General features: G+C 47.9%; 18 protein-coding genes. 9 read left to right on the top strand and 9 right to left on the bottom strand.

Annotation, left to right across the window (positions count from 1 at the left end):
- Positions 1–138 precede the first annotated feature (138 nt).
- From KB186_RS11980 to KB186_RS11945, 8 genes are all read right to left on the bottom strand, one after another.
- On the bottom strand, positions 139–2,010 hold the full coding sequence (locus tag KB186_RS11980) for a glycosyltransferase (protein WP_232773679.1): 1,872 nt from the start codon (positions 2,008–2,010) through the stop codon (positions 139–141).
- Between the two features lie 26 nt (positions 2,011–2,036).
- On the bottom strand, positions 2,037–2,960 hold the full coding sequence (locus KB186_RS11975; protein ID WP_232773678.1) for an MBL fold metallo-hydrolase: 924 nt from the start codon (positions 2,958–2,960) through the stop codon (positions 2,037–2,039).
- Between the two features lie 28 nt (positions 2,961–2,988).
- Positions 2,989–3,765, bottom strand: coding sequence for a hypothetical protein (locus KB186_RS11970; RefSeq protein ID WP_232773677.1), 777 nt, complete (start codon positions 3,763–3,765; stop codon positions 2,989–2,991).
- A 35-nt stretch (positions 3,766–3,800) separates the two neighbouring features.
- The gene (locus KB186_RS11965) at positions 3,801–4,169 is read right to left on the bottom strand and encodes an alpha-helical endospore appendage domain-containing protein (protein ID WP_232773676.1); all 369 of its coding nucleotides are present in this window, start codon (positions 4,167–4,169) and stop codon (positions 3,801–3,803) included.
- Between the two features lie 57 nt (positions 4,170–4,226).
- Entirely contained in the window at positions 4,227–4,583 is a 357-nt protein-coding gene (locus tag KB186_RS11960) for an alpha-helical endospore appendage domain-containing protein (protein WP_173611737.1), read from the bottom strand.
- 321 nt (positions 4,584–4,904) lie between these two features.
- Positions 4,905–5,606 carry a hypothetical protein gene (locus tag KB186_RS11955; RefSeq protein WP_232773675.1) on the bottom strand — a complete coding sequence of 234 codons (702 nt, stop codon included), beginning with the start codon at positions 5,604–5,606 and terminating at the stop codon, positions 4,905–4,907.
- A gap of 2 nt (positions 5,607–5,608) precedes the next feature.
- The gene (locus KB186_RS11950) at positions 5,609–6,310 is read right to left on the bottom strand and encodes a glycosyltransferase (RefSeq protein ID WP_173611739.1); all 702 of its coding nucleotides are present in this window, start codon (positions 6,308–6,310) and stop codon (positions 5,609–5,611) included.
- Complete coding sequence (locus tag KB186_RS11945) at positions 6,267–7,169, bottom strand: class I SAM-dependent methyltransferase (protein WP_173611740.1); 903 nt, start codon at positions 7,167–7,169, stop codon at positions 6,267–6,269. The genes KB186_RS11950 and KB186_RS11945 overlap by 44 nt, the downstream gene beginning before the upstream one ends.
- Positions 7,170–7,342: 173 nt before the next feature.
- Between KB186_RS11945 and KB186_RS11940 the strand changes: the two genes are divergently transcribed.
- From KB186_RS11940 to KB186_RS11925, 4 genes are all read left to right on the top strand, one after another.
- Entirely contained in the window at positions 7,343–8,491 is a 1,149-nt protein-coding gene (locus KB186_RS11940; RefSeq protein ID WP_232773674.1) for a glycosyltransferase family 2 protein, read from the top strand.
- A 213-nt stretch (positions 8,492–8,704) separates the two neighbouring features.
- Positions 8,705–9,673 carry an ABC transporter substrate-binding protein gene (locus KB186_RS11935; protein ID WP_173611742.1) on the top strand — a complete coding sequence of 323 codons (969 nt, stop codon included), beginning with the start codon at positions 8,705–8,707 and terminating at the stop codon, positions 9,671–9,673.
- Positions 9,674–9,760: 87 nt separating this feature from the next.
- Positions 9,761–10,771 (top strand): FecCD family ABC transporter permease, encoded by a 1,011-nt coding sequence (locus tag KB186_RS11930; RefSeq protein ID WP_232773673.1) that lies wholly within the window; start codon positions 9,761–9,763, stop codon positions 10,769–10,771.
- Positions 10,768–11,751, top strand: coding sequence for a FecCD family ABC transporter permease (locus KB186_RS11925; RefSeq protein ID WP_232773672.1), 984 nt, complete (start codon positions 10,768–10,770; stop codon positions 11,749–11,751). Before KB186_RS11930 ends, KB186_RS11925 begins: the two co-directional genes overlap by 4 nt.
- Before the next feature lie 51 nt (positions 11,752–11,802).
- On the opposite strand, the gene KB186_RS11920 is transcribed toward KB186_RS11925, so the two are convergent.
- A complete protein-coding gene (locus KB186_RS11920) occupies positions 11,803–12,348 on the bottom strand; it encodes a GbsR/MarR family transcriptional regulator (protein ID WP_173611745.1) in 546 nt (181 codons plus the stop codon).
- 243 nt (positions 12,349–12,591) lie between these two features.
- Here KB186_RS11920 and KB186_RS11915 point away from each other — a divergent pair, with 243 nt between their 5' ends.
- From KB186_RS11915 to KB186_RS11895, 5 genes are all read left to right on the top strand, one after another.
- A complete protein-coding gene (locus KB186_RS11915) occupies positions 12,592–13,683 on the top strand; it encodes a putative 2-aminoethylphosphonate ABC transporter substrate-binding protein (protein WP_232773671.1) in 1,092 nt (363 codons plus the stop codon).
- Positions 13,684–13,703: 20 nt separating this feature from the next.
- Positions 13,704–14,735, top strand: coding sequence for an ABC transporter ATP-binding protein (locus KB186_RS11910; protein WP_232773670.1), 1,032 nt, complete (start codon positions 13,704–13,706; stop codon positions 14,733–14,735).
- 14 nt (positions 14,736–14,749) lie between these two features.
- Positions 14,750–16,450 carry a putative 2-aminoethylphosphonate ABC transporter permease subunit gene (locus tag KB186_RS11905; protein ID WP_221868712.1) on the top strand — a complete coding sequence of 567 codons (1,701 nt, stop codon included), beginning with the start codon at positions 14,750–14,752 and terminating at the stop codon, positions 16,448–16,450.
- 38 nt (positions 16,451–16,488) lie between these two features.
- A complete protein-coding gene (locus tag KB186_RS11900) occupies positions 16,489–17,271 on the top strand; it encodes an HAD family hydrolase (protein WP_232773669.1) in 783 nt (260 codons plus the stop codon).
- Between the two features lie 112 nt (positions 17,272–17,383).
- Positions 17,384–21,280, top strand: a complete 3,897-nt coding sequence (locus KB186_RS11895) for a metallophosphoesterase (RefSeq protein WP_232773668.1) — start codon at positions 17,384–17,386, stop codon at positions 21,278–21,280.
- Positions 21,281–21,300: the final 20 nt, after the last annotated feature.

Genomic DNA, 21,300 nt, shown 5'->3' with positions numbered 1-21,300 from the left:
AAAAGCCAATCTGATTTCCAGATTGACCTTTGTGTTTACTGGTAAGCACCGTGCTCATCAAAAAATAGACCACCATTGCTTCTGGCATGTATACATTCACCCACAGGGTGGGTAACTTTTTCATGATCACGAGGGGAATCAGGTCAGAGACTCAAAATACCTTTTGTTGTAGAGAATGCTAGGGTGAGTGGGGTTGTAGGAGTAGGCAATATCATTGTGGTGACGTGATTTCTCGTTTTCCCCGATTTGAGAATAGCATAAGCAGAGTTGCAGATGAGGTAGCCAGGTCCAGGCAACGTGATCGATGTGTGCGAGCTTTTCAGCAGGTCGCTCTACTTTCGTTGCAAGATCATACCAAAAAATGGCCAGTAGCCAATTTTTATCTTCGACATGAATGGCTCCAATCTGGCAGCACGCTTCCGCCCGTGGGCGATCGTAGTTGAACGTACGATATAGCGACGACAGAACATTTTGTCTCTCGTAGAGGTGGGAATAGCAACTCGCCAACTTCAAGCAAGCGTTAATGTTGTCCTCTACCCAGCCTTGTTGGGTGTTTAGGAACTTCGTATAAAAAGTAATGGCCTCTTCATAATACTGATTGTCGCGTAATTCATTCGCATAATAGTACAAGTCCCGTGGAGAGAATTCTTCCCCCTTGGCATCCCTGCGTCGATAGATTTGCAGATTGCGGTCCGTGTATTCCTTTTGCTTGTTATGCGTGATGGATATGTCACTGTTGATGATGTTTCCGCTCACTTCCAAATACTCATGGACGGGTCCGATCCAGCGAAAACCGCGGTCCCGTTTTACGAGGCGATTGCGGCGAATGCTGTATGCCACATTCCCATTGCTGTCTACAGAAAGGTTGTAGTTCATCGTCACACTGTCGATGCTGTAATTCAATGTAAACTTCAACTCGAGGAAGAGCTGGCGGTCTTTTTCCAGAAGGATATCGTCTGCATCCAGCCACAAAATATAAGGGCATGTTGCCTTGCTGAATGTATAGTTGCGTGCAGCTGAAAAATCATCAATCCACTCGAAATCATAAATGGTGCAGCCATAGTTAGACGCGATTTCTTTCGTGCGGTCGGTTGAACCCGTGTCGACGATAATGATTTCATCGACGAGATCCGCAACGGTGGAGAGGCAACGCTCCAGAGCGTCTTCTTCATTTTTAACGATCATGCATAAGCTGATAGAAATCTGATTTGCTTTCCCCGCTGTCATGCCATTTTTTTTGCGATACGCGCTCACTCCTGCCAGATCCGACTGACGGTAGATGTGGTACCCAGGAAGGTGTGTATCCACATGCAAAGAAAAGCCCATAGCTACAGCCCGAACGCAAAAATGTCGATCTTCTCCCCAGAAAGACAAGTTCGCTATTCGTTTAAAATTGACGCCTGCCTCCAAGACCTTTCGATGGATTAACGTGCATGCACCGAGGCCTCCTACCTCATACACCCCCGGCTTACGCAGCATCTCTAAAAAGTTTTGGTTCTCCGCTGATTCGGACGCGCCTTCGCGTGTCAGCGTGTATTGATCCATCAGCCAAACTTGAGGAAGCTCAATCGAATCAGGCTGCCAGCGTGTCCAGTAAATGTTGGAGATAATATCTTTATTGGCTTGCAGCAATTGTTGCAGGGTGTGAGGGTGTAAAACGAGATCGGAATCGATCAAAAACAGGTAATCGAAACCCTCTTTGAGCGCATAGGAGATAATCGTATCTTTCATTTGCGCTACTTTCCAAATATTTCGTTCCGTCCAGTAATGGGTCATTTCATTTCGGACATACGTATCATCGTCTGTGTTTTTGAGGATGACGGTTCGTTTGTTCTCGTTCTCGAAATCGGCCAAGAGTGTACTGGATAGTGGGTCTTTGTTATCGTCAATGAACATGTAATGAACCAGTTCGTTTTTGGTAGTCAGCTCCGTGAGGGATAGAAGGAATTCCTCCAAAATGATCGGGAATTGCTGGATGGGACTACCGATTAAAATACGTTTTTTACCCATGGTACACCCCCATACATAGCCTTTGTTCAAGTGGTTGCCGCAGGTTTGCTGAATAGCAGTAAACCATTGTCCACTTTTGCGACAATTCGCTTCTCTTGCTGTAGTTCTTTTAAATAAGAGCGGATAATCGAGGTAGTCAAACCGTAGCGGTGCAAGTCATCTTCAAACCCATACTTTTGCATGACTTTTTGGACTACTTGTTCAAGAGTGCTTGGCTGCTCATGAATCCATGCTTCAAGAAAAGCAGAGGTGTCTTTTAGTAGGGTGAGATGCTTGTTAATTAACCCCGTGACTGTCTTATAGGGTCCGCCATGGTACAGCACATAAGCGTTCAATTTCATCATCGAGAGCTTCTTGAAGCTTCTTCTGGCAGCCCTCAGATCGTTAAAAAAAAGGAGCTCCTGCTTGTTCAATGTTTTGGCGCCAAACAAGGCATCGCCGCAGTACAGGACATGATCAGGGGTAATAATGCCGACCATTCCCGGCGAATGCCCAGGCAAGGAGACGATTTTAAATGGAATGGTATGGACGTGAAAGATACCATCGGTGGATGGCAGATAATCCGTTACGAGTGCACGAGTATTCTCATTGTTTTCATCAGGCTTCGTATCAGAATCTCCACCTGCGTCGAAAGCCAAAGGCTCGAGATGTGGATTTTCAATGAGATAGGATGCCAGATGTGTCGCATAGATGCGGAGGTTGGGGAACCTTTTTTTCAAATAGGGATTGCCACCGTGGTTAACAGCGTGACCATGTGTATGAACAACGGCAAGGATTTGATACCCTCGTTCGCTGATTCTCGTGCATACTTTCTCGATGACCGTGGCATTCGGTCCGCTATCCATGAAAACAGCAGTTTTGCTGGATCTATCCAAATATACTCCGATCCCGTATTTACCGGAGACCACATAACTGTTGCCGGCCACTTCGATCAATTCCAAACGATCCATATCCCTTACTCCTTCATTAAATTCAGGTTCATATGTGGATGACCTTGGTGACATTGCCGATACGTACCTTTACGGAGTTGGGTACAAAGGGAGGTTTTTTAGGTGCAGACTCTTGCTTTGCGAGCATTTTTTTCTGGCCACGCACTTTTACCATGTTTGTTACAGGCTTGGGACGCTTGGATTTGCGTTTGTTTTTATCGGGAGTAGGGACGGAGGCAGCCTGTGCTAATAATGGGGGTTTTGGACGTACTGATTTCCGGTTGTTGGCTGTATCGATGCGTGCGTTGTTTGCGAGCAATGGAGGGGTTGGGGCAGGCATAGGTGGGACGTCAGTGGTTTTCGGTTGCTCACCTGGATCTAGCTGTACAGGTTCGTGATCTGGAATATCTCCTTCCAGCTCCAATTGCATCGGTTCGTCGCAGGGGGAATCCTCTTCTGGTTCTATTTCTATCGAGTAGAAAGCTTGTAATTGCCGGAAATGATTTTCTATCAAGGTGGTGGTTTGCTTATGTGGAAACCTCCATGTCTTTACCAATTCCGATAACTGAGCTATCGCAGCAAGGACAGGAGTGTGCATTTCACTAGTGGGATGCGATTCAAAAAGGAAGCTGTGAGCAATCTGCTTATTATGTATGTGGGTATGCAGTCTGACGAGCAGATTGATCATCGTCGATATTTGGTAGCCAAACAGCATGAGCTCATAATCTTTGGCATGATGAAAGCGAGATTCCAATCCTTTGACCAACTGGACGATGGAATAGGTCAGCTTTAGAACGGTTTGGTCATCGATACCTTTGTTCTTCATGGCAATTGACCTCGAATTCCTGAAATGATCAATCGTTAATAGTCGATGGTGAAGTCGTCATCCAATTCATCCCCGAAATTGGATGCTTCCATCTCAAAATTTGATTTAAGCGCCACAGGGTACATGTGAATGGCTGCATCCAACTTTTTTAACAAAAGCCACTCAGCCATCAGCACCGAATCCAGAATCGAAATGACTGTACGATTAAAGGTGATGATTTCATCATTGGAGGGGTTGTTAGGGAAGTCCAGATTTTTGCCAACGAAAGCAAGGGCTTTGTCAGCTTCGGCGTTTAGCAATCTGGACAAGGCTTCTTCCTCTAGGGCAATCGATTGCAGCAAATGACTCAGAGCTTCTTCGCGCGTAGGCACATCATATGAAGGAACTTTATCTTGTAAGGTCATCATCATCCCTCTTCAGTAAAATTAGGATCCCATGAAAAGCAGTGTAAGTAGTAAGGGTTATTCTTTGAAGCAAGAAAGGTCGGGGATGTTAGGGGCGTCAGGCAAGTCATCGTGATGATGCTCATGATTATGCATCTGCTCCAGCTTGATAATATCCTCCAGCCTGAATTGTAGGAGCATCTCGGTCTTGATGACATTGCGCAGCATTCGTTCTACGCTGTTGTTTAAGGCAAGCGCATCATTGAGCGAGAGCGATTGCTCCTTCACGATCCTTTGAATCTTTTCCCCCTCTGTATTAATAATGTGAGAAAGTCCGATTTCCTCCAGCGCAATGGAGGTGAGAAGCAGATTTAATACTTCGTTTCGTTTCAATATGATTTCCGGTGTTATATTGGGGACCGTGGGCATTGACATCGTTATCCACATCCTTTGTTTGTATGGCTTTGTATACCTACAAAATAAGACTGGCCCAATGAAGAAGGCGATCTGCTTCCCTTTATTTGCACAGAACGCCTTCGGCCAAGTTTCTTGCAACAAAAACGATAGGATCGTCATAGGATCGCGTGATTGATAGTGAAGAAATGGAAACTTCCTCGCAGTACATGTTATGTATCCGCGATCTTAATATGACAACTTAATCGTATTGATTGGATAACGAGGTAGAGGTGCTCGGGATAATGCTAACAGTGTAATATTTGGAATGGTTGCTTGAGACATACTCATCACCTCATGGACTTAATTTTTGGTTCCCTGGAGCCTTACCAAGACCCAGCGACGATTTCCGGCTATCTCTCGAAAAAGCTCTTCGTAGTGATAGATTTTTCCGAGATATGCCAGAAAGGGATAGTGATCAAAATCATCTACGAGAATAAGTGCATCGGGTTTGAGTGTGTCAACAAATAGTGGGTAGGCAAGAGAGCGACCGTTGCCATGCGGACCGTCCACAACCATGACATCTACCGAATGGCCGGATAGCGAAAGCAGTAGTTGGTCCAAATCGGCGTAAAAGGTATTTTGTATAGAAAAATGATCAAATTGATTCTCGGGAACATTCTGTCCGATGGCAGGCCACAAGCTCTTACTCTCTGCTGGATTGTCGAAGACCTTGTTCCATTCCTCTTCGGATAGTTGCTTCAAAGAGCTGGTCACCAAATCGACATGCGGTACATCCCCTAGACTCTCCTTGATTTCCTTTGCACGAATCGGATGATGTTCCACAATGGTTGCTTGGACCCGGAGCAGTTCAAGATCGCCAAGTGATTTCCAAAACAGAGCGGAGTCACCTCCACCCAACTGAAGCACCTGACACTCCTCACGTTCTTTGTTGATATGACGGCATACATGTACGAGGGCCTGTTTGCTCAACGAGAGAGAGTTGTATCGCCATTGATTACAATTGGACTGCTGCAAAGCCTTTTCGATCTCGCGAATCATCATCTTCATTCCACCCATTCCAGCAGATTGGGATGTTGATCCAAGATGGATTCATACTGTTCCTTCCAGCCATATCTGGCGTCGGGGTCGAGGAGTTGATAACGGTTGTATTTGCTTTGTCTGTCTTCGAGTCGGGCCCAGCCAAAATGTTTCACGCGTGACGGATGGCACAGGTAAGGGAACTGGTGGATCGAGAGAGGGAATCTGCCGCAATGCTGAGGGGTTTCCCTCCATAAATATGGGAAGTCAGGGCGGTACTTGACCATAAAAGGACGATAGTAATGATGGGCTTTCCAATACTCATCTTCGCGATAATGCGTGTCACTCCACATATCGTACAAACGAAAGTAGATCACCTCGTATGTCTGCTGTTCCAAAATCTCGGAGACTTTCGAGGGGAAGGAGCTATCCATGAGTTCATCGGCGTCCAGATTCAAGATCCATCCCGGATCAGTCTGAATCGTTTCTTGCCATTGTTGTTTGCGCAAGGCGACCTCGTTGGAAAACTGAGAGGTAGCGTTTTGAACCAGATGAAGAGGAATGCCCTTGAGAACCTCTCTACAGAGATCCACGGTATGATCCATACTGCCATCGTCGATGATGACGGCTGCGTCAATAAAGTCTTTATGTGCTTCCAGTGCTCGTCTCAAATAGCGATTGCCTTCATTTTTCACAATCATGGAAAGAGTTAGTTTGGCTCTGGTCATCTATGTGCTGCACCTCCTGCGCTTGTCGTGTTGCAATGCAGAAGATTTCATGGCCCTGGAAGTTCGACTGAAGATTCACGGCTAGCTTCATGATGTCCTGAATCGGCAAAGTTGTTTGCGTGGTCTTGCGCAGATGGTTTTCCAATCGGTTCGTTTCTTCTCGAGAAAAGATGGAGAGAACCTCCCAGCCACCCTGATGAAGGAGTGAGATTAGATTGTCACGGGAGTAATGAAAGAGGTGGTCGTTCTCGGTATACAGCGGGGAATACACTCCAAACAATTTATTGGTGAACGAGTTTTTGTTCGGCACGCTAAAAATGATTTTTCCTCCTGGTTTAAGAAACCCTTTCAATTCTTCAAGGTATTGCTTCGGATGCGAAATATGCTCAAAGACGTGACAAAAAACGATGGCATCAAATGTACCAATGTGTTCGGGGGCGAGCACGGCGGAGTTCCACAACGAATGAACCAGTTGTAACCCATACCTGTCTTGGGCGTATGCGCATGATTGTTGTGACGGTTCTACCCCAACAACCTCCCACCCAGCCTCACGAGCAAGGAATAACAACTCTCCTGTTCCTGGACCAATTTCGAGCAGCTTCCCTTTTTCCGCAAACCACATATCGAGCAGCAATGTATGGAAGATCGCGTGTTCCGTAAATGTATTCTTGGCGTATTGATCCCGCATGGAGACCCAACTCGCGTCATAAATGTCTGCAACCAGCTGTGTCACGTTGACTTGGTCGAGGTGAGGTTGAAAAACGAGATCACAATCTTTGCACGTTAGGAGTGAGAAGGTAGAGTACTGGTGGAAAAGCGCCACCTGAGTACTGTTGCACAAAGGACATGAGTCATGCATGGATACGATCCCTGCTTTCTTTGTGATATCTGCCTACAACTACCTATGCGCTGCTCCAGGAAAAGGTTCGAAAGCCAAGGAAATGGCACCGTTCTGAAAAAAGCAGTCCACTCATAGAGTAAAGGGGGGATAGACTACGATCTCAGTGATGTGTGTAAAAGGAGATGAGCATCATGTCTGAGGCGCCCAAAATTTCCTTATGTATGATTGTAAAAAACGAAGAAAAGTGCCTTCACAAGTGCTTGGAAAGCGTGAAAGATCTTGTGGATGAAATGATTATCGTAGACACGGGGAGTACCGACAAAACGGTAGAGATAGGCAAGTCATTCGGAGCGGTCGTGCACTTGTATGAGTGGCAGGATAACTTCGCAGAAGCGCGAAACTTTGGACTGGAAAAAGCAACAGGCGACTGGATCTTGTGGATGGATGCCGATGAGGAAATGAATCAGGAAGACAGCAAGAACTTAAAGGAGCTGCTTCGCGGTCAAGAAGATTCTCTTTTTTATATCCATCTAATCAATTACATTGGAGATGAAATAAATGAAGACGATGCTTTTCATATCGCTCACTCACGTTTGTTTCGCAATGGCATCGGTTTTCGCTTCCATTTTCCGATCCACGAAACGCTCAACGTAGAAGAGGTTCTTCCCAATCTGACCGAGGATTTCCACATTCCAATCTTGCCTGTACGGATATACCATTACGGCTACCTGAATGAATGTACTGGCAGAAAGAACAAATTCGAGCGCAATATTCAACTACTCATGAAGGAATTGGAAAAAGAAGGCCACTCTCCATGGATTGAGTATCATCTTGCCAGTGAATTCTCACGTATCCAGGAGCATGAGAAGACGTTCAAGTTCGTGAATCTGTCTATTATCGGGTTTCTCGAAAACCATATGATGCCTCCTTCGCTCCTTTATAAGCTCAAATACTCTACATTGATCTCGATGGGCAGTGCTGAGGGAGCGTGGCCAGGAATTGAAAAGGCAATCGAGATTTATCCTGACTACGTTGATTTACATTTGTACAAAGGGATCATTCAATATTTGAAAAAGGACTACAAACGAGCATTGATGACGTTCGATCACTGCCTGGAGCTAGGTGAGAGCAACATTCGGCATCTGACCTTGAAGGGATCGGGAAGTTTTCACGCCTGGTATTACAAAGGGCTTTGCTACGAAGGATTGGGTCAAGTGGAAGAGGCTATGGCTGCTTATCGGATGGCGCTGGCTATGGCGGAGAATCATGCGCCTGCCAAGGAAGCATTAGAGAAGCTGAGCTTGAAGACGGAAGTAAGTCATACGCTAAACAACAAATAGCATCGTGGCGAAAAGCCGTTTACGTCGATGGTTCAGGCGTAACGGCTTTTTTTCGTAATGGCAGAGCGTGAACAAAATGACGTTAATCACTTTTATTGCGGTAAAAGGTTTAATAAGCATAATGTTTCATTTGCGGCAGCGGATTGTTACAATAAAAAACGCAATTTATCGGTAATAATAATCATTATCAATTACATCAAGTGAGGGACAAAAATGAAGCAAACAAACGGAATGAAGCGTCTCGGCTATATGTTTTGGACGCTTGCACTGGCAGGTACGGTATTACTGACCGGGTGTGGCAGCGCAGAGCAAAAACAGCCAGCAGCAGGTCAAGATAGTGCGCAAACCGCACAAAAGCGCATCGTGAAACACGAGTTGGGCGAAACGGAAATTACCGGAGACCCGAAAAGAGTCGTCGCGTTGGAGTACTCCTTTGTAGACGGGTTATGGGAGCTGGGAGTGACGCCTGTAGGAATCGCGCAGGAAAAGGATAAGGACGTAGAAGGATTGATCGGCAAAAAAATCGAGTATACCCCTGTGGGGACACGCCAGCAGCCGAGTCTGGAAGTCATCAGCTCGTTGCAGCCTGATTTGATTATCGGTGATTTGAATCGCCACAAGGACATTTACAAGGATTTGCAAAAAATCGCACCGACGATCATTTTGAAAAGCCGCAACTCGACGTATCAGGAAAACTTGAGCTCGTTTGCCACGATTGGAGAAGCGTTGAACAAGCAAAAAGAAGCAGAACAGCGCCTGATCAAGCACAAGGAGATCATCGCAGAGTTTAAAAAGAAGGTACCGGCTGAGGATTCCCGCAAAGTCATGCTGGGAGTATTCCGCGCAGATTCGCTGTCTGCACATGGGGCGAAATCGTTTGATGGTGAGTTGCTCGAAATGATTGGAATCAAAAATGCCATTCAAGATGCGCCAGAACCAACAGTAAAAATCAGCCTGGAGCAAATGGTGCAGTGGGATCCAGATGTGATTTTCCTGGCGGAAGCCGACGACGCGCTGTTGAACGAATGGAAGCAAAATCCGCTCTGGAACAATATCACCGCTGTCAAAAATCAAGAAGTACACAAAGTAAATCGTGACCTCTGGACGCGCTATCGTGGGCTGAAATCTGCGGAACGCATTGTAGAAGAGGCAGTGAATCTCTTATATAGCAAAGAAAAATAACATACGATGCAAATCCTGGAAGAGACCGATCGCTGATCTGGTCTTTTCCGTGTTCCTGCACGTCGTAGTTGATCGAGGTGGCTTGTATTGCAGAAAACAACGACACGACAACGAAAAAGTACTTTCGTCCTCATTGCGATCGGCTTGGCAATCCTCTTGTTCATTGGTTTGTTGCTGAGCTTGTTTACCGGAGTAGCTTCGCTGCAAATTCGATCATTAGTGACGCATTGGTTACCGGGTGAATACTCCAAAGAGCTCTTGATTTTCCAGACCATCCGCGTTCCGAGAGCTGTGCTGGGAGCTATCATTGGGGCGAATTTGGCTGTGGCAGGAGCCGTGATGCAGGCCGTTACCCGCAATCCACTGGCATCCCCGCAAGTATTTGGCGTGAATGCGGGGGCTTGTTTGGTGGTTGTACTCGCGATTGTGTTTTTACCGGATATCGGGAAAGCCAATCTCATCTATTTTGCCTTTGCTGGAGCGATAGTCGGGGGACTTGTTGTCTTTGGATTCGCAGCTTCCCGCGGGATGACCAATCTCAAGATTGCTTTGGTAGGAATGGCGATCCACCTGCTGCTCACCTCCATTACGAAGGGAATTATCATTTTTAACGAACACATCTCGAATGTATTGTACTGGTTGTCTGGCTCTATTAGCGGAGTGGCTTGGACGGATGTGCAATTGATTTTGCCATGGTCGATAGCGGGACTCCTGCTGGCGATCTGGCTGTCCGGCTCATTGTCAGTGTTTCGACTGGGGGAGGAAGTCGCGATGGGGTTGGGACAAAAAATCGCCCGCGTCCGACTGCTGTCTTATGTTGTGGTCGTTATTTTGGCAGGCGCCTCTGTTGCTGTCGCCGGAGCTGTTGGTTTCGTCGGATTAATGGTTCCGCATATCGCAAGGAGGCTCGTGGGTTCGGACTATCGGGTCGTTATCCCTGTGTCTGCGCTTGGTGGTGCTGTCCTGGTGACAATCTCCGATGTACTGGCTCGATTGATTTCCTATCCGTTTGAGTCTCCTGTAGGAATTGTAACGGCTCTCCTGGGAACCCCGTTCTTCCTTTACTTGGCGAGAAAAAAGGGGAGGGAAATGGTATGAGTTCGCGAAAAAACACCCTGCTTCTGGTTGGCCTCGGGGCCCTGGTCATAGTGGCAGCGTTGCTTAGCATGGGGATCGGCCCGATTTTTATCGGCCCTGATCAAATGATCCGAGTGATCATGGGCGAACCTTCGTCGCTTACATTTATGATTGAAAACTATCGATTGCCGCGGGCGCTGCTCGCGATTCTTGCCGGAGCGGGCTTCGCGATCGCTGGTGTGATTTTGCAAGGAATGATCCGCAATCCGTTGGCATCTCCGGATGTCGTAGGGGTAACCAAAGGGGCGGGCTTATTCGCGGTTGTGGTCATCATTTTGTTTCCGCTGGCTTCGCCACTTCTTCTCCCGATTGTCGCGTTTTTGGGAGCATTAGCGGTAGCGATTGCCCTCATCTATTTCGCTCGGAAAAGCGGTGCACAGCCAACTACGTTTGCCTTGGTCGGCATGGGAGTAGGGGCAATCTGCCAAGCGTTGACGGAATTCATTATGGTGAAGTATCCGATGCAAGCCAATGATTCTCTTGTCTGGCTGGCAGGGAGCTTGTGGGGGAAAGGCTGGGATGAAATTTACGCTTTGCTGCCGTGGCTGCTCGTATTCATTCCGATTAGCTTTGCCCTGCATCGTAAGCTGGACATTATCAGTCTGGATGAAGGAAGCTCTACGGGGCTCGGATTGAATGTCGTGCGAACACGCTATATGCTCTTGTTACTCGCGGTTGCCTTGGCAGGCGCATGTGTAGCGGCAATTGGCTCGATTGGCTTTGTGGGATTAATTGCGCCACATATGGCGAGAAAGCTGTTCGGTCATCAGCATCGTTATCTGTTGCCGGGTGCGGCGGTTTTGGGCGCGTTGATTCTCGTCATTGCAGATGCATTGGGGAGGGGACTGAATCCTCCGCTCGAGATTCCCGCGGGTATCGTGACTGCGGTCATCGGTGTTCCGTACTTCTTGTATTTGGTGCGTCAAGAGAAGAGAAAGTAAAAAGAAAAGCCATCTTTTCCTCTAGCTTTTGGAGAGAAAGATGGCATTTTTTTATTCGGGCTCCTCTTCGAAAAAAGCACCTTGTTCCAAGGCATACACAAAATTTTGCAACCACTCGTAATACTTTTTTGCATGTCTGAGCTTATGCAAATCTTGGAGAGCGAGCTTTCGTTCCTCATCAGAGATACTTTCCTGAAGGATCAGCTCGGTTAATTCAGGTAGTGCCTGATCGATGGCACCGGTCATCACATCGACTTCTCGTTGCAGCTTATATGTGAAAAAGTTTTGGAACGCTGTGAAGAAATTGGTCTCCGCCGCATACAGCTCTTTTCGTTCCTGCTTTTCCTCGAGCTTTTTGACCATACGGGATTCCATTAAGGATCTCACCGCATAACTCATATTGCTTTTGCTCATGTTCATCTGTGTTTTCATCTCGTCGAGCGTCATCGGACGATTCTCGAAGAACATGACACCGTACAGCTGACCCGAAGAATGAGTAGCCCCATACAAGTCCATTGTTTCTGCAATGGCTTCGATCATTTGTTTACGAATATGAAGGCGTTTTTCTTCAAGTACATTTTCCTCGTTCAAAGACATGCAATATTCACTTCCCTCTCGTGCCACCGTCATCATCATTTTCGTTCAATTCTTTTTGTATGTTGCTTCTATTATAGCAAAAAGTTTTCCTACACAGTGATAAAGCTATTGTTAGGAGTATTTACGTAATCTTAATGCTCAATTAACAGTGGTTTCATGGGCGGAACACAATGCGAATGTACAATAATTTTTGAACGCAGGATGTTTTTATCCGATACTTTCTTTCAGAAGAGGAGAATCATCGTGAAAATCAAGTGGAATGTGATGGCAACAACGTTGGTCGTTACGAGTTTGTTGGCAGGCTGCGGAGCACCGAAGACAGAGGGAACAGCATCGAGCAGTGGGCAAACCGGTTCGGAGGCTGCTGTGTCTAACGCATCTGGAGAAATCAATGTGTACACGGCAATTGAAGATGAACAGATCAAGACGTACCTGACTTCTTTTAAAGAGCAGTATCCGGATATCAAAGTAAACATCGTTCGTGACTCCACTGGCATTATGACAGCCAAGCTGATTGCCGAGAAGGACAACCCGCAGGCTGATGTGATCTGGGGACTGGCTGCCACGAGTCTCTTGGTGATGGATGATAGGCAAATGCTTGCGCCATATGCTCCCAAAGGCGTAGATCGTGTACTGCCTGAATTCAAAGACAAGGCCAACCCGCCAAAATGGGTAGGCATGGATATTTGGGAGACAGCCATTATTGTCAACAAAGCAGAGATGGAAAAACGCAATCTGGCGATCCCACAGTCGTACGAAGATTTGGTCAAACCAGAATACAAAGGCTTGATCGCCATGCCTCACCCTGCTTCTTCTGGAACGGGCTACTTGACCGTCAACGCCCTGCATCAGTTGTACGGCAAGGACAAGGCTTGGGCATACATGGACAAGCTGCATGAAAACATGATGGTATACACGCACTCTGGCTCCAAGCCGGCGAAGATGGCGTCCTCTGGTGAAGCGCCAATCGGTATCTCTTATGGATACAGCGGCATTAACGAACAGAAAAAAGGAGCGCCAGTCGAAGTCGTGTTCCCGAAAGAAGGCTCGGGCTGGGATATGGAAGCAAGCGCGCTCGTAAATAAAAAAGACATCAAGCCGGAAGCAAAATTGTTCCTCGACTGGGCGATCAGCGATGAGCCGATGAAGGAATACAACAAAAACTACGCGATTTTGAGCATCAAGCAAGAAGGAAGTCAAATTCCGGAAGGCTACAAACAAGATCCTGTATCGCAGCTGACCAAGCTGGACTTGTACCAAGCAGCAAGAGACCGCGAAGGCATTTTGAAAGAGTGGGAGCAGAAGTACGGCTCCAAGGCTGAACCGAAAAAGTAAAGAATAAAGGGGCATTTGTGATGGAGCAAGGCTATTTGTCATTACGCAATCTCGCCAAGCGATTTGGAAAGCACACGGCGCTTCAGGAAATTCAACTGGACATTGCCAAGAATGAATTCATCTGTCTGCTCGGACCGAGCGGCTGCGGTAAAACAACGTTGTTGCGCATCCTTGCAGGACTGGAAAAAACGGATCAAGGGAGCGTCGTCATTGCCGGGAAAGACATTACCTCGTTGCCAGCAGGGAAACGGAATTTTGGCATGATGTTTCAATCATACGCTTTGTTTCCGAATTTGACGGTCAGTGAAAACATTGCTTACGGATTGCGTAATCGCTTCTCCAAGGCACAAATTGCTGATCGGGTAGAGGAAATGCTTCATCTGGTGGAGCTGGGAGAACATCGCAACAAAGTCCCGGCTCAATTATCAGGAGGGCAGCAGCAGCGGGTAGCACTGGCGAGGGCCTTGGCCTTTTCGCCGGACTGCTTGCTCTTGGACGAGCCATTATCTGCGCTGGACGCCAAGGTTCGTGCCAAACTCAGGAACGAGATTCGTCGGCTCCATCATCAATTCGGGATGACGACGATCATGGTGACGCACGATCAGGAGGAAGCGTTGACGATGGCGGATCGCATCGTGGTTATGAACCAGTCGCGCATCATTCAGGTCGGTACGCCAAAAGAAGTGTACGAGCGTCCCAAAACACCATTTGTCGCTGATTTTATCGGAGCCATTAGTTTTATCCAGTCGGATAAGCACTCGGATCAGGCTATGCTCGCCATCCGTCCGGAGCATGTTCAGCTGCTGCGTGACGGTCATGAAAAAGGCAGACAAGGAATCGTGCGCGAGCTGGAATATCGCGGTACGCATTACCGCATTGTGGCAGAGTTGATCGGCTCACAAGGTACTTTGTTGCAACAGTTTGTCACGATTGATGTCCCGGCACATGCAATGGTGTCTCATCATGTTTGGCCCGATCAAAAAATTGCCTTCACCCTGCCGCCAGAGCATGTCATCCGTTTTGATGATACGGCAGACCTGGCTGTTGGCTAAGGAGCGCACAGAATATGGACACCTGGTTAAAACGAATACGACCGGACGCCAACCAATGGAGCCAAAACGCAATTATCATCTGTATGACCATTGCGCTGTTGTTCGCCATCCTGTTGCCGCTTGGTGAGCTGGTGATCAAGGCAGTTACCGATCAAAACGGAAACTTCATCGGGTTCATGCACTTTGCGAATTACTTCTCGACGCCGGCCCTCGTGATGTCATTGTGGAATTCCATCAAGGTGTCGACGGTCACGACGATCATCTCCGTTACGTTAGGCTTCGGATTTGCTTACGCACTGGAGAGAAGTGCGATCCGCGGCAAATGGTTTTATCGATCTGTTGCGCTCTTGCCGCTATTCGCGCCCTCTATGCTGCACGGCTTGGCGCTGACCTACCTGTTTGGCAATCAAGGGCTGATTTCTACCGGATTTTTTGGGCTATTGCCGGAATTCCGCATTGAGCTCTACGGGCCTATCGGGATTGTAATGGCGGAAGTGCTCTATACGTTTCCACAGGCGTTTCTGATGCTGTCAGTGGCACTCGCAAGTGCTGATTACCGGATGTATGAAGCAGCAGAGACGCTTGGAGCGTCCAAGTGGTGCAGATTTTGGACGGTCACGGTACCGGGTACGAGGTTTGCGCTGATCAGTGCCATTTTTGTCTGCTTCGTTTTGACCTTTACCGACTTCGGGGCTCCCAAAGTGGTCGGAGGGCAGTACAACGTGCTAGCGACAGATTTGTACAAGCAGGTGATCGGGCAACAAAACATGCAAATGGGTGCGGCCGTTGGGGTGCTGCTGTTGATACCAGCCGTCATTTCATTTGTGATCGATCGCATCTCCCAGCGCAAACAGAGCGGCTGGTTGAGTGCGAAGTCTACCCCTTACCGAATTGAACGCAACAAACTGCGGGATGGGTTGTTCTACACGCTTTGCTCCGCCGTTTCCGCTGTGATCATCGGAATCATCCTGGTTGCTGTTTACGGCTCTCTTGTAAAAGTGTGGCCGTACAATCTATCCATTTCCTTTGCGCACTATGAAGACTTTTTGGATGGAGAAGGACCGTTTGTGACGAGCTTGCTTATTGCCTCGGCTACGGCTTTGATCGGCACAGTCGCTACTTTTTTGTTCGCGTATCTCATCGAGAAGTCACGCGGGCATCGTTTGCTGCGTCAGTCAGCGTATTTTCTGTCTATGCTGCCGCTCGCGCTGCCAGGACTCGTGCTCGGTTTGATCTACGTATTCTTTTTCAACAATCCGAATCAACCGCTGCACGGCATTTACGGCACGATTTGGATCGTCATTTTGTGCAACATCGTTCACTTCTACTCGGTTTCCTTCCTGACGATGACGTCCGGTCTCAAGAAGCTGGATCGTGAGTTCGAGGCTGCATCGGAATCAATGAATGTGCCTTGGTATCGGACATTGCTGCGGGTCACAGTTCCGCTGTCATTGACGACGATTTTGGAAGTGTTCCTCTACTATTTCATCAACAGCATGGTGACGGTCTCGGCCATTATTTTCTTGTATGCACCGGACCTGAAACCGGCTGCGGTTGCGATAGTGAACAAGGAGGACTCGGGCGATATCGCGCAAGCTGCTGCGATGTCTACGTTAATCATCGTGGCGAATCTGTTGGTACGTACCGCGATCATGTGGGTTTCAGGCAAGATTCAGAAAAGAACGGATGCGCTTCTCGTCAGGACGAAAGAGTAAAGCCATATCCGATGATAAATGGAATGCAGGTGGATAAGATGCCCGACTTGCTTGTTAACAACAAGAGATATACGGTCAAAGCGATTTTGTTCGATAAGGATGGTACTTTGCTGGAGTTTGTGAGGCTCTGGGGGTACTGGAGTGAATCCGTCTATCGTCATTTTGCCAACCAGCTTCCACGGCCGACCGAGATCGCCCCTCTTGCAGAACTGTGGGGGACTGTAAACGACGAAGATGGGCACGTATGCGACTACAACATCAATGGTCCGTTAGCGATGGGCTCGACAGGTGATTTGCTTGCGATCCTGGCATGGCAGGGATATCGCCAGGGACTATCGTGGGGAGAATCAATACAACTTGCCCGAAAGTGCAAGGAACGAGCCTATCAGGATATGGACCAGACTCGTCCTGCCTATCCGATTCCGGGGCTGATCCCGTTTCTCGAACAATGTCGCAGCCACGGAATGTTTATGGGGATTGTAACCGCAGATGAAACAGAGGAAGCGATCAAGCACATGGAATGGATGGGCATTCGCTCTTATTTTCCGGTCATTATCGGGAATGATCAGGTAGAGCGTGGCAAGCCTTATCCGGACATGGTGGTAAAAGCCTGTACTCAACTGGGCTTGAAGCCGAGAGAAGTCGCTGTCATCGGTGATACGAGCGGCGACATACGCATGGGGAAAAGTGCAGGGGTCTTTGTGACCATTGGCATTGTAAGCAAGGAAGACTCTTCTGACCGGATACAAATCCTGGAGGAAGCAGAAGCGGTGATTTCCTCCTACGCGCAGCTGAAGGTAGAGGCATCACGGCATGAATGAGGGAAGTCACTCATTGTGATTGGTGTCAATGGTCTGAAAGTCAGCAGCAAGGTCGTGTAAAAATCATCAGTCGGACTCTATCAATCTGATCGAAATGAGGTGCGCTTTTATTATGAAAGTGATAAACAAAACGATGTCGATGGTACTGGGTGTTACGGTTGCCTTTATGGGAATGACTCAACCTTTTTTGATCCAGGGCGTTCAGGCAGCAGGAGCGCAAACCGTCACGATGGACAAGCAAGCCTATTTGTATGGTCAACCGATTTCCTTGTCGTATACAGGAGCTTCTCTAAAGGATTGGATCGGACTGTATAATGCTGGTGCCATTCCACAGGGCAGCAACCCTTCCCTTACTTGGCAATACACGAGTGCAGCCGGTCAGCCAAACGGTACGATGAACTTTACGAAGTCATTGCCAGCAGGTGAGTACGAAGCGTTGTATATGCAAAATGATGGCTACAACATTTTTCAGCGTGCGCCTTTTTCGATCATTACCTTGAATCCTCCTGCGGGCATTACTTTTGTCGATACAGATGACGATACAGACCAGATCGCGGGCGATGTGAAAATCAAAATTCCTGCCGATCCTGCGAATGTGACTCACTACAATCTGTACTGGGGAAATGATGTAGGAAAGCTGCCAGGAGAGCAAATCATCGCACAAGTGGAGCCTCCAACTACGCCAAGTGAAACGTATGCGACCTATACAATCCCAGCGAACACGGTCATTCCGAAGGGCGCGACGAAGCTCCTTGCTTACTCGGATTCAACTGCGGGTGAAACGACTGCGAGCGCTGAGATTACAATCCCTGGAATGGTGAAAGAGAAGCCATTGGTCAGTTTTGAAGTCATCACAGACATGCATGTGCAAACCAGCAAGGATCACGTTCATAATAAAAACCTTGAAGATGCCTTCAAAGATATGATTGCGCTGAATCCGGAAAGTGACGGACTCATGACCATCGGGGACAATACCGAGAACGGAACCGAAGCGCAATATATGGAGCTGGCCCGGATTTTTAACATGTACAAGGACCAACTCCCAGAAACGTATTTTGTCCAAGGGAACCACGATGTTCGCTGGGGGGACTGGACACAATTTTCGGAGCTGTTCCACAAGTACACCAACATGAAGTCTAGCTACTACAATGTGTGGATTAACGGCTACCAATTCATTTTCCTTGGGACAGAAAAAGGGCTGAAGGACTTCTCCTACCTGTCGGAAACGCAGTTGAAATGGCTCGACGAGAAGCTGGCTGATTCCCAAGGCAAGCCCACGTTCATTTTCCATCACCAGCCGTTGAAGAACACGGTAGCCGGTGCCAATGATGGCTATCTCAAAAGCAATTACTGGTACGGTGTCAGACAAGATACGGAATTGAAAACGATCCTGGCGAAGCATCCTGGCGCTTTCCTGTTCAGTGGACATACACACTGGGAGTTGGGTGCGAAGGATACGATGTACAACGCCAAATACGCCACGATGTTTAATGCGGGCGCTACCTCTTATTTGTGGACAGACGCCAATACAGGCAAGGACGGAAGCCAAGGCTTTTTCGTGGAAGTTTACGGAGATAAAGTCCGGGTAAAAGGCAGAGATTTTAAAAACGACACATGGATCGCCAACGCCCAATATGAAATCGATCTATTCGAGAAAATTCCAGTGGTAGACCCTTCTTCCGATCCAGATTTGACCCTGAGTAATCCTACGGTTCAGATGGCGAAAGAGAAGTACCTGTCGTCAGAAGCGATTGAGGTGGGTTACACGAACTCGGTAAGAGAAGACTGGATTGGAATTTTCCCTACAGGCACGAAGTTGGGCAAAAATATAAAAGCAATCGCGCAGCAAAAGACGAGCGGCGTGAAGCAACCGAATGGAACGGTCTCATTCAAGGATTTGAAGCTCGCTCCGGGCAAATACGATGCGATTTATGTCGGGGAAGCTGAATATCGCTCAGATAACGACAATATTGAACTCGGTCGAGTTACCTTTACGATTGTCGATGAGACGCAGGCGCAAGGACCACAGGCAGTATCCTTTACCGATGCGGACAAGAATAAAGGTGTGATTGGCGGGGACGTCACGATCACTCCTGCGGCAAATGAAGCGAACATAGACGAGTATGTACTCTACTGGGGGAACGAAGAAGGCAAGCTGTCCGGGCAATCTGCAATCGCATCTGTAGCCAAGACAGGCGAAAAGGTCATCTATGCGATCCCGAATGGTACGGCGATCCCGAATGGCGCGACGAAAATTCTCGCTTTTTCCAAGCAAAAGGACACAGAGTCAGCGGACTTTGCCCAAACAGCATTGAAGGATGCGTTTACCGAAGTACCACCAGTCACACCACCGGTAGATCCGCCTGTACTCACGCCAGATGAGCAGTTGCGCCAAGCGAATCGTGCTGCTGCAGAGGTGATGAAGAACGCGACAGATGAGGATGTAGTAGAGGAGCAAGCAGAGAATGCGATCAAGCAATTGTCCAAGCTGATCAAGGACGACCAGCTCAGTGATTCTACGCATCTTGCATTGGTTTCCGATTCAACAGATACTGTCTTGGCAGCGATGGTTTCCAAGTGGAAAGAGGATATCGTCGATGAGGATCAAGTGTTAGAACAGACCTACTCGCTGTTGAAGGACGCTTTCTTGCCAGTTGTAGATGAGATCGAGAAAAACGATCAAGAACAATGGGAGCAAGCAGTCAAAGTCATGGCTCATGTAGCAGAGACGACGCTTGCCAAGCTGGATAAAGACGATCTCTCTGAAAAATGGGTGAAAAAGCTGAAAGAACCCATCACTGAACTTTTGGCACAGGTCAGCACAATTGAAGCAGACGATACCGAAAACACAGAGGAGATAGTCGCTCAGATCGAACGTTTTGCCCAAGCGGTAGAGGACATCGAGACAGCATTGGACAAGCAAGCATCGCTGTTTGGCTTGGAGAAGACAATCGAGATTCGCATGGATCGCGCTCGCCATGAAGTTCGTGCAGCGAAAAAATCGGAGGAAGAAGAAAAATCCTCCATGACACTAAGTGGTGATCTGGTAGATGCTTTGGGACAAAAGCAAATCAATGTGGCCCTAGTGAACAAGGAAGACGCAGGTGTGTGGCTGTCCACAGAGCTTCTTAAAGAGAATGACGGTGCGGATATCCGCGTCGAGCTCTCGAAGCCGGAAAACATCAAAAAGCCTTCGAAATCAGGCAATGCCAGCGATATGTACGAGGTTCGTCTGGAAGCAGACAACAAGGAATTCAAGCGCTTTGACAGCGAGACTGTCCGCATGATTCTGCCGTACGAGCACAAGGAAAAATATTTGACGCCTCAGTACTATGATGAATCGAAGCGAGTATGGAACGTCCTCAAGACCTCCAAAGGCAAAACAGTAGATGTGATCAAAACGGGTGACCGGGCAAGCTTCGAAATCGAGAAGCCGGGTATCTATATGGTAGCAAATACGGGTCTGCAAAGAGTGAACGTGACACCAAGCCGGGCATCCCTGTTGCCGGGTGAGAGTCTCCAGCTCGAGGTAACCGGATGGTTTTCGAACCGCACCGAGCAGGATTTGACTGATGGAGAGAGCGGTACCGTCTATGAATCTGACAACAGTGGCGTCACGGTTGATGAAAACGGCTTGATCGAGGTTTCCGAGGATGCGCGAACTGGCAAAAAAGTTACCATCAAGGTGAGCAACGGAGAAAAATCGACCAAAGTGACGTTCACGATTGCAGAGGTCAAGAGTATCAGCCTGTCCGCCAAAAAGAGTACAGTAAAGCCTGGTAGTACGGTTCAAATGAGCGTATCGGCTACCATGACGGACCGCAGCAAACGAGACATGACCAAAGAAAGCACAGGAACCACTTACACTGTCGTGGAAGCCGAATATGCTGAGATCAGCGAGGATGGCTTGGTAACCGTCCATGAAGATACACCGGACAAAACTGAAGTGACGATTGTCGCCGAAAACGATGGTCATACAAGCGAGTACACATTGAAAGTGAGAAAATAGAAAGACCGATTTACTAGGAA

This window comes from Brevibacillus sp. AF8, assembly GCF_021270385.1.
In the GTDB taxonomy this organism is placed as follows: domain Bacteria; phylum Bacillota; class Bacilli; order Brevibacillales; family Brevibacillaceae; genus Brevibacillus.
Note: the sequence above shows the minus strand (reverse complement) of the source record. Positions and strands in the feature narration are given on the sequence as shown.

Bases quoted from the DNA above. Each gene is read 5' to 3' on its own strand.
- KB186_RS11980 (WP_232773679.1), bottom strand. From the start codon at position 2,010: ATGGGTAAAAAACGTATTTTAATCGGTAGTCCCATCCAGCAATTCCCG.
- KB186_RS11975 (WP_232773678.1), bottom strand. From the start codon at position 2,960: ATGGATCGTTTGGAATTGATCGAAGTGGCCGGCAACAGTTATGTGGTC.
- KB186_RS11970 (WP_232773677.1), bottom strand. From the start codon at position 3,765: ATGAAGAACAAAGGTATCGATGACCAAACCGTTCTAAAGCTGACCTAT.
- KB186_RS11965 (WP_232773676.1), bottom strand. From the start codon at position 4,169: ATGACCTTACAAGATAAAGTTCCTTCATATGATGTGCCTACGCGCGAA.
- KB186_RS11960 (WP_173611737.1), bottom strand. From the start codon at position 4,583: ATGTCAATGCCCACGGTCCCCAATATAACACCGGAAATCATATTGAAA.
- KB186_RS11955 (WP_232773675.1), bottom strand. From the start codon at position 5,606: ATGATGATTCGCGAGATCGAAAAGGCTTTGCAGCAGTCCAATTGTAAT.
- KB186_RS11950 (WP_173611739.1), bottom strand. From the start codon at position 6,310: ATGACCAGAGCCAAACTAACTCTTTCCATGATTGTGAAAAATGAAGGC.
- KB186_RS11945 (WP_173611740.1), bottom strand. From the start codon at position 7,169: ATGCATGACTCATGTCCTTTGTGCAACAGTACTCAGGTGGCGCTTTTC.
- KB186_RS11940 (WP_232773674.1), top strand. From the start codon at position 7,343: ATGTCTGAGGCGCCCAAAATTTCCTTATGTATGATTGTAAAAAACGAA.
- KB186_RS11935 (WP_173611742.1), top strand. From the start codon at position 8,705: ATGAAGCAAACAAACGGAATGAAGCGTCTCGGCTATATGTTTTGGACG.
- KB186_RS11925 (WP_232773672.1), top strand. From the start codon at position 10,768: ATGAGTTCGCGAAAAAACACCCTGCTTCTGGTTGGCCTCGGGGCCCTG.
- KB186_RS11920 (WP_173611745.1), bottom strand. From the start codon at position 12,348: ATGTCTTTGAACGAGGAAAATGTACTTGAAGAAAAACGCCTTCATATT.
- KB186_RS11910 (WP_232773670.1), top strand. From the start codon at position 13,704: ATGGAGCAAGGCTATTTGTCATTACGCAATCTCGCCAAGCGATTTGGA.
- KB186_RS11905 (WP_221868712.1), top strand. From the start codon at position 14,750: ATGGACACCTGGTTAAAACGAATACGACCGGACGCCAACCAATGGAGC.
- KB186_RS11900 (WP_232773669.1), top strand. From the start codon at position 16,489: ATGCCCGACTTGCTTGTTAACAACAAGAGATATACGGTCAAAGCGATT.
- KB186_RS11895 (WP_232773668.1), top strand. From the start codon at position 17,384: ATGAAAGTGATAAACAAAACGATGTCGATGGTACTGGGTGTTACGGTT.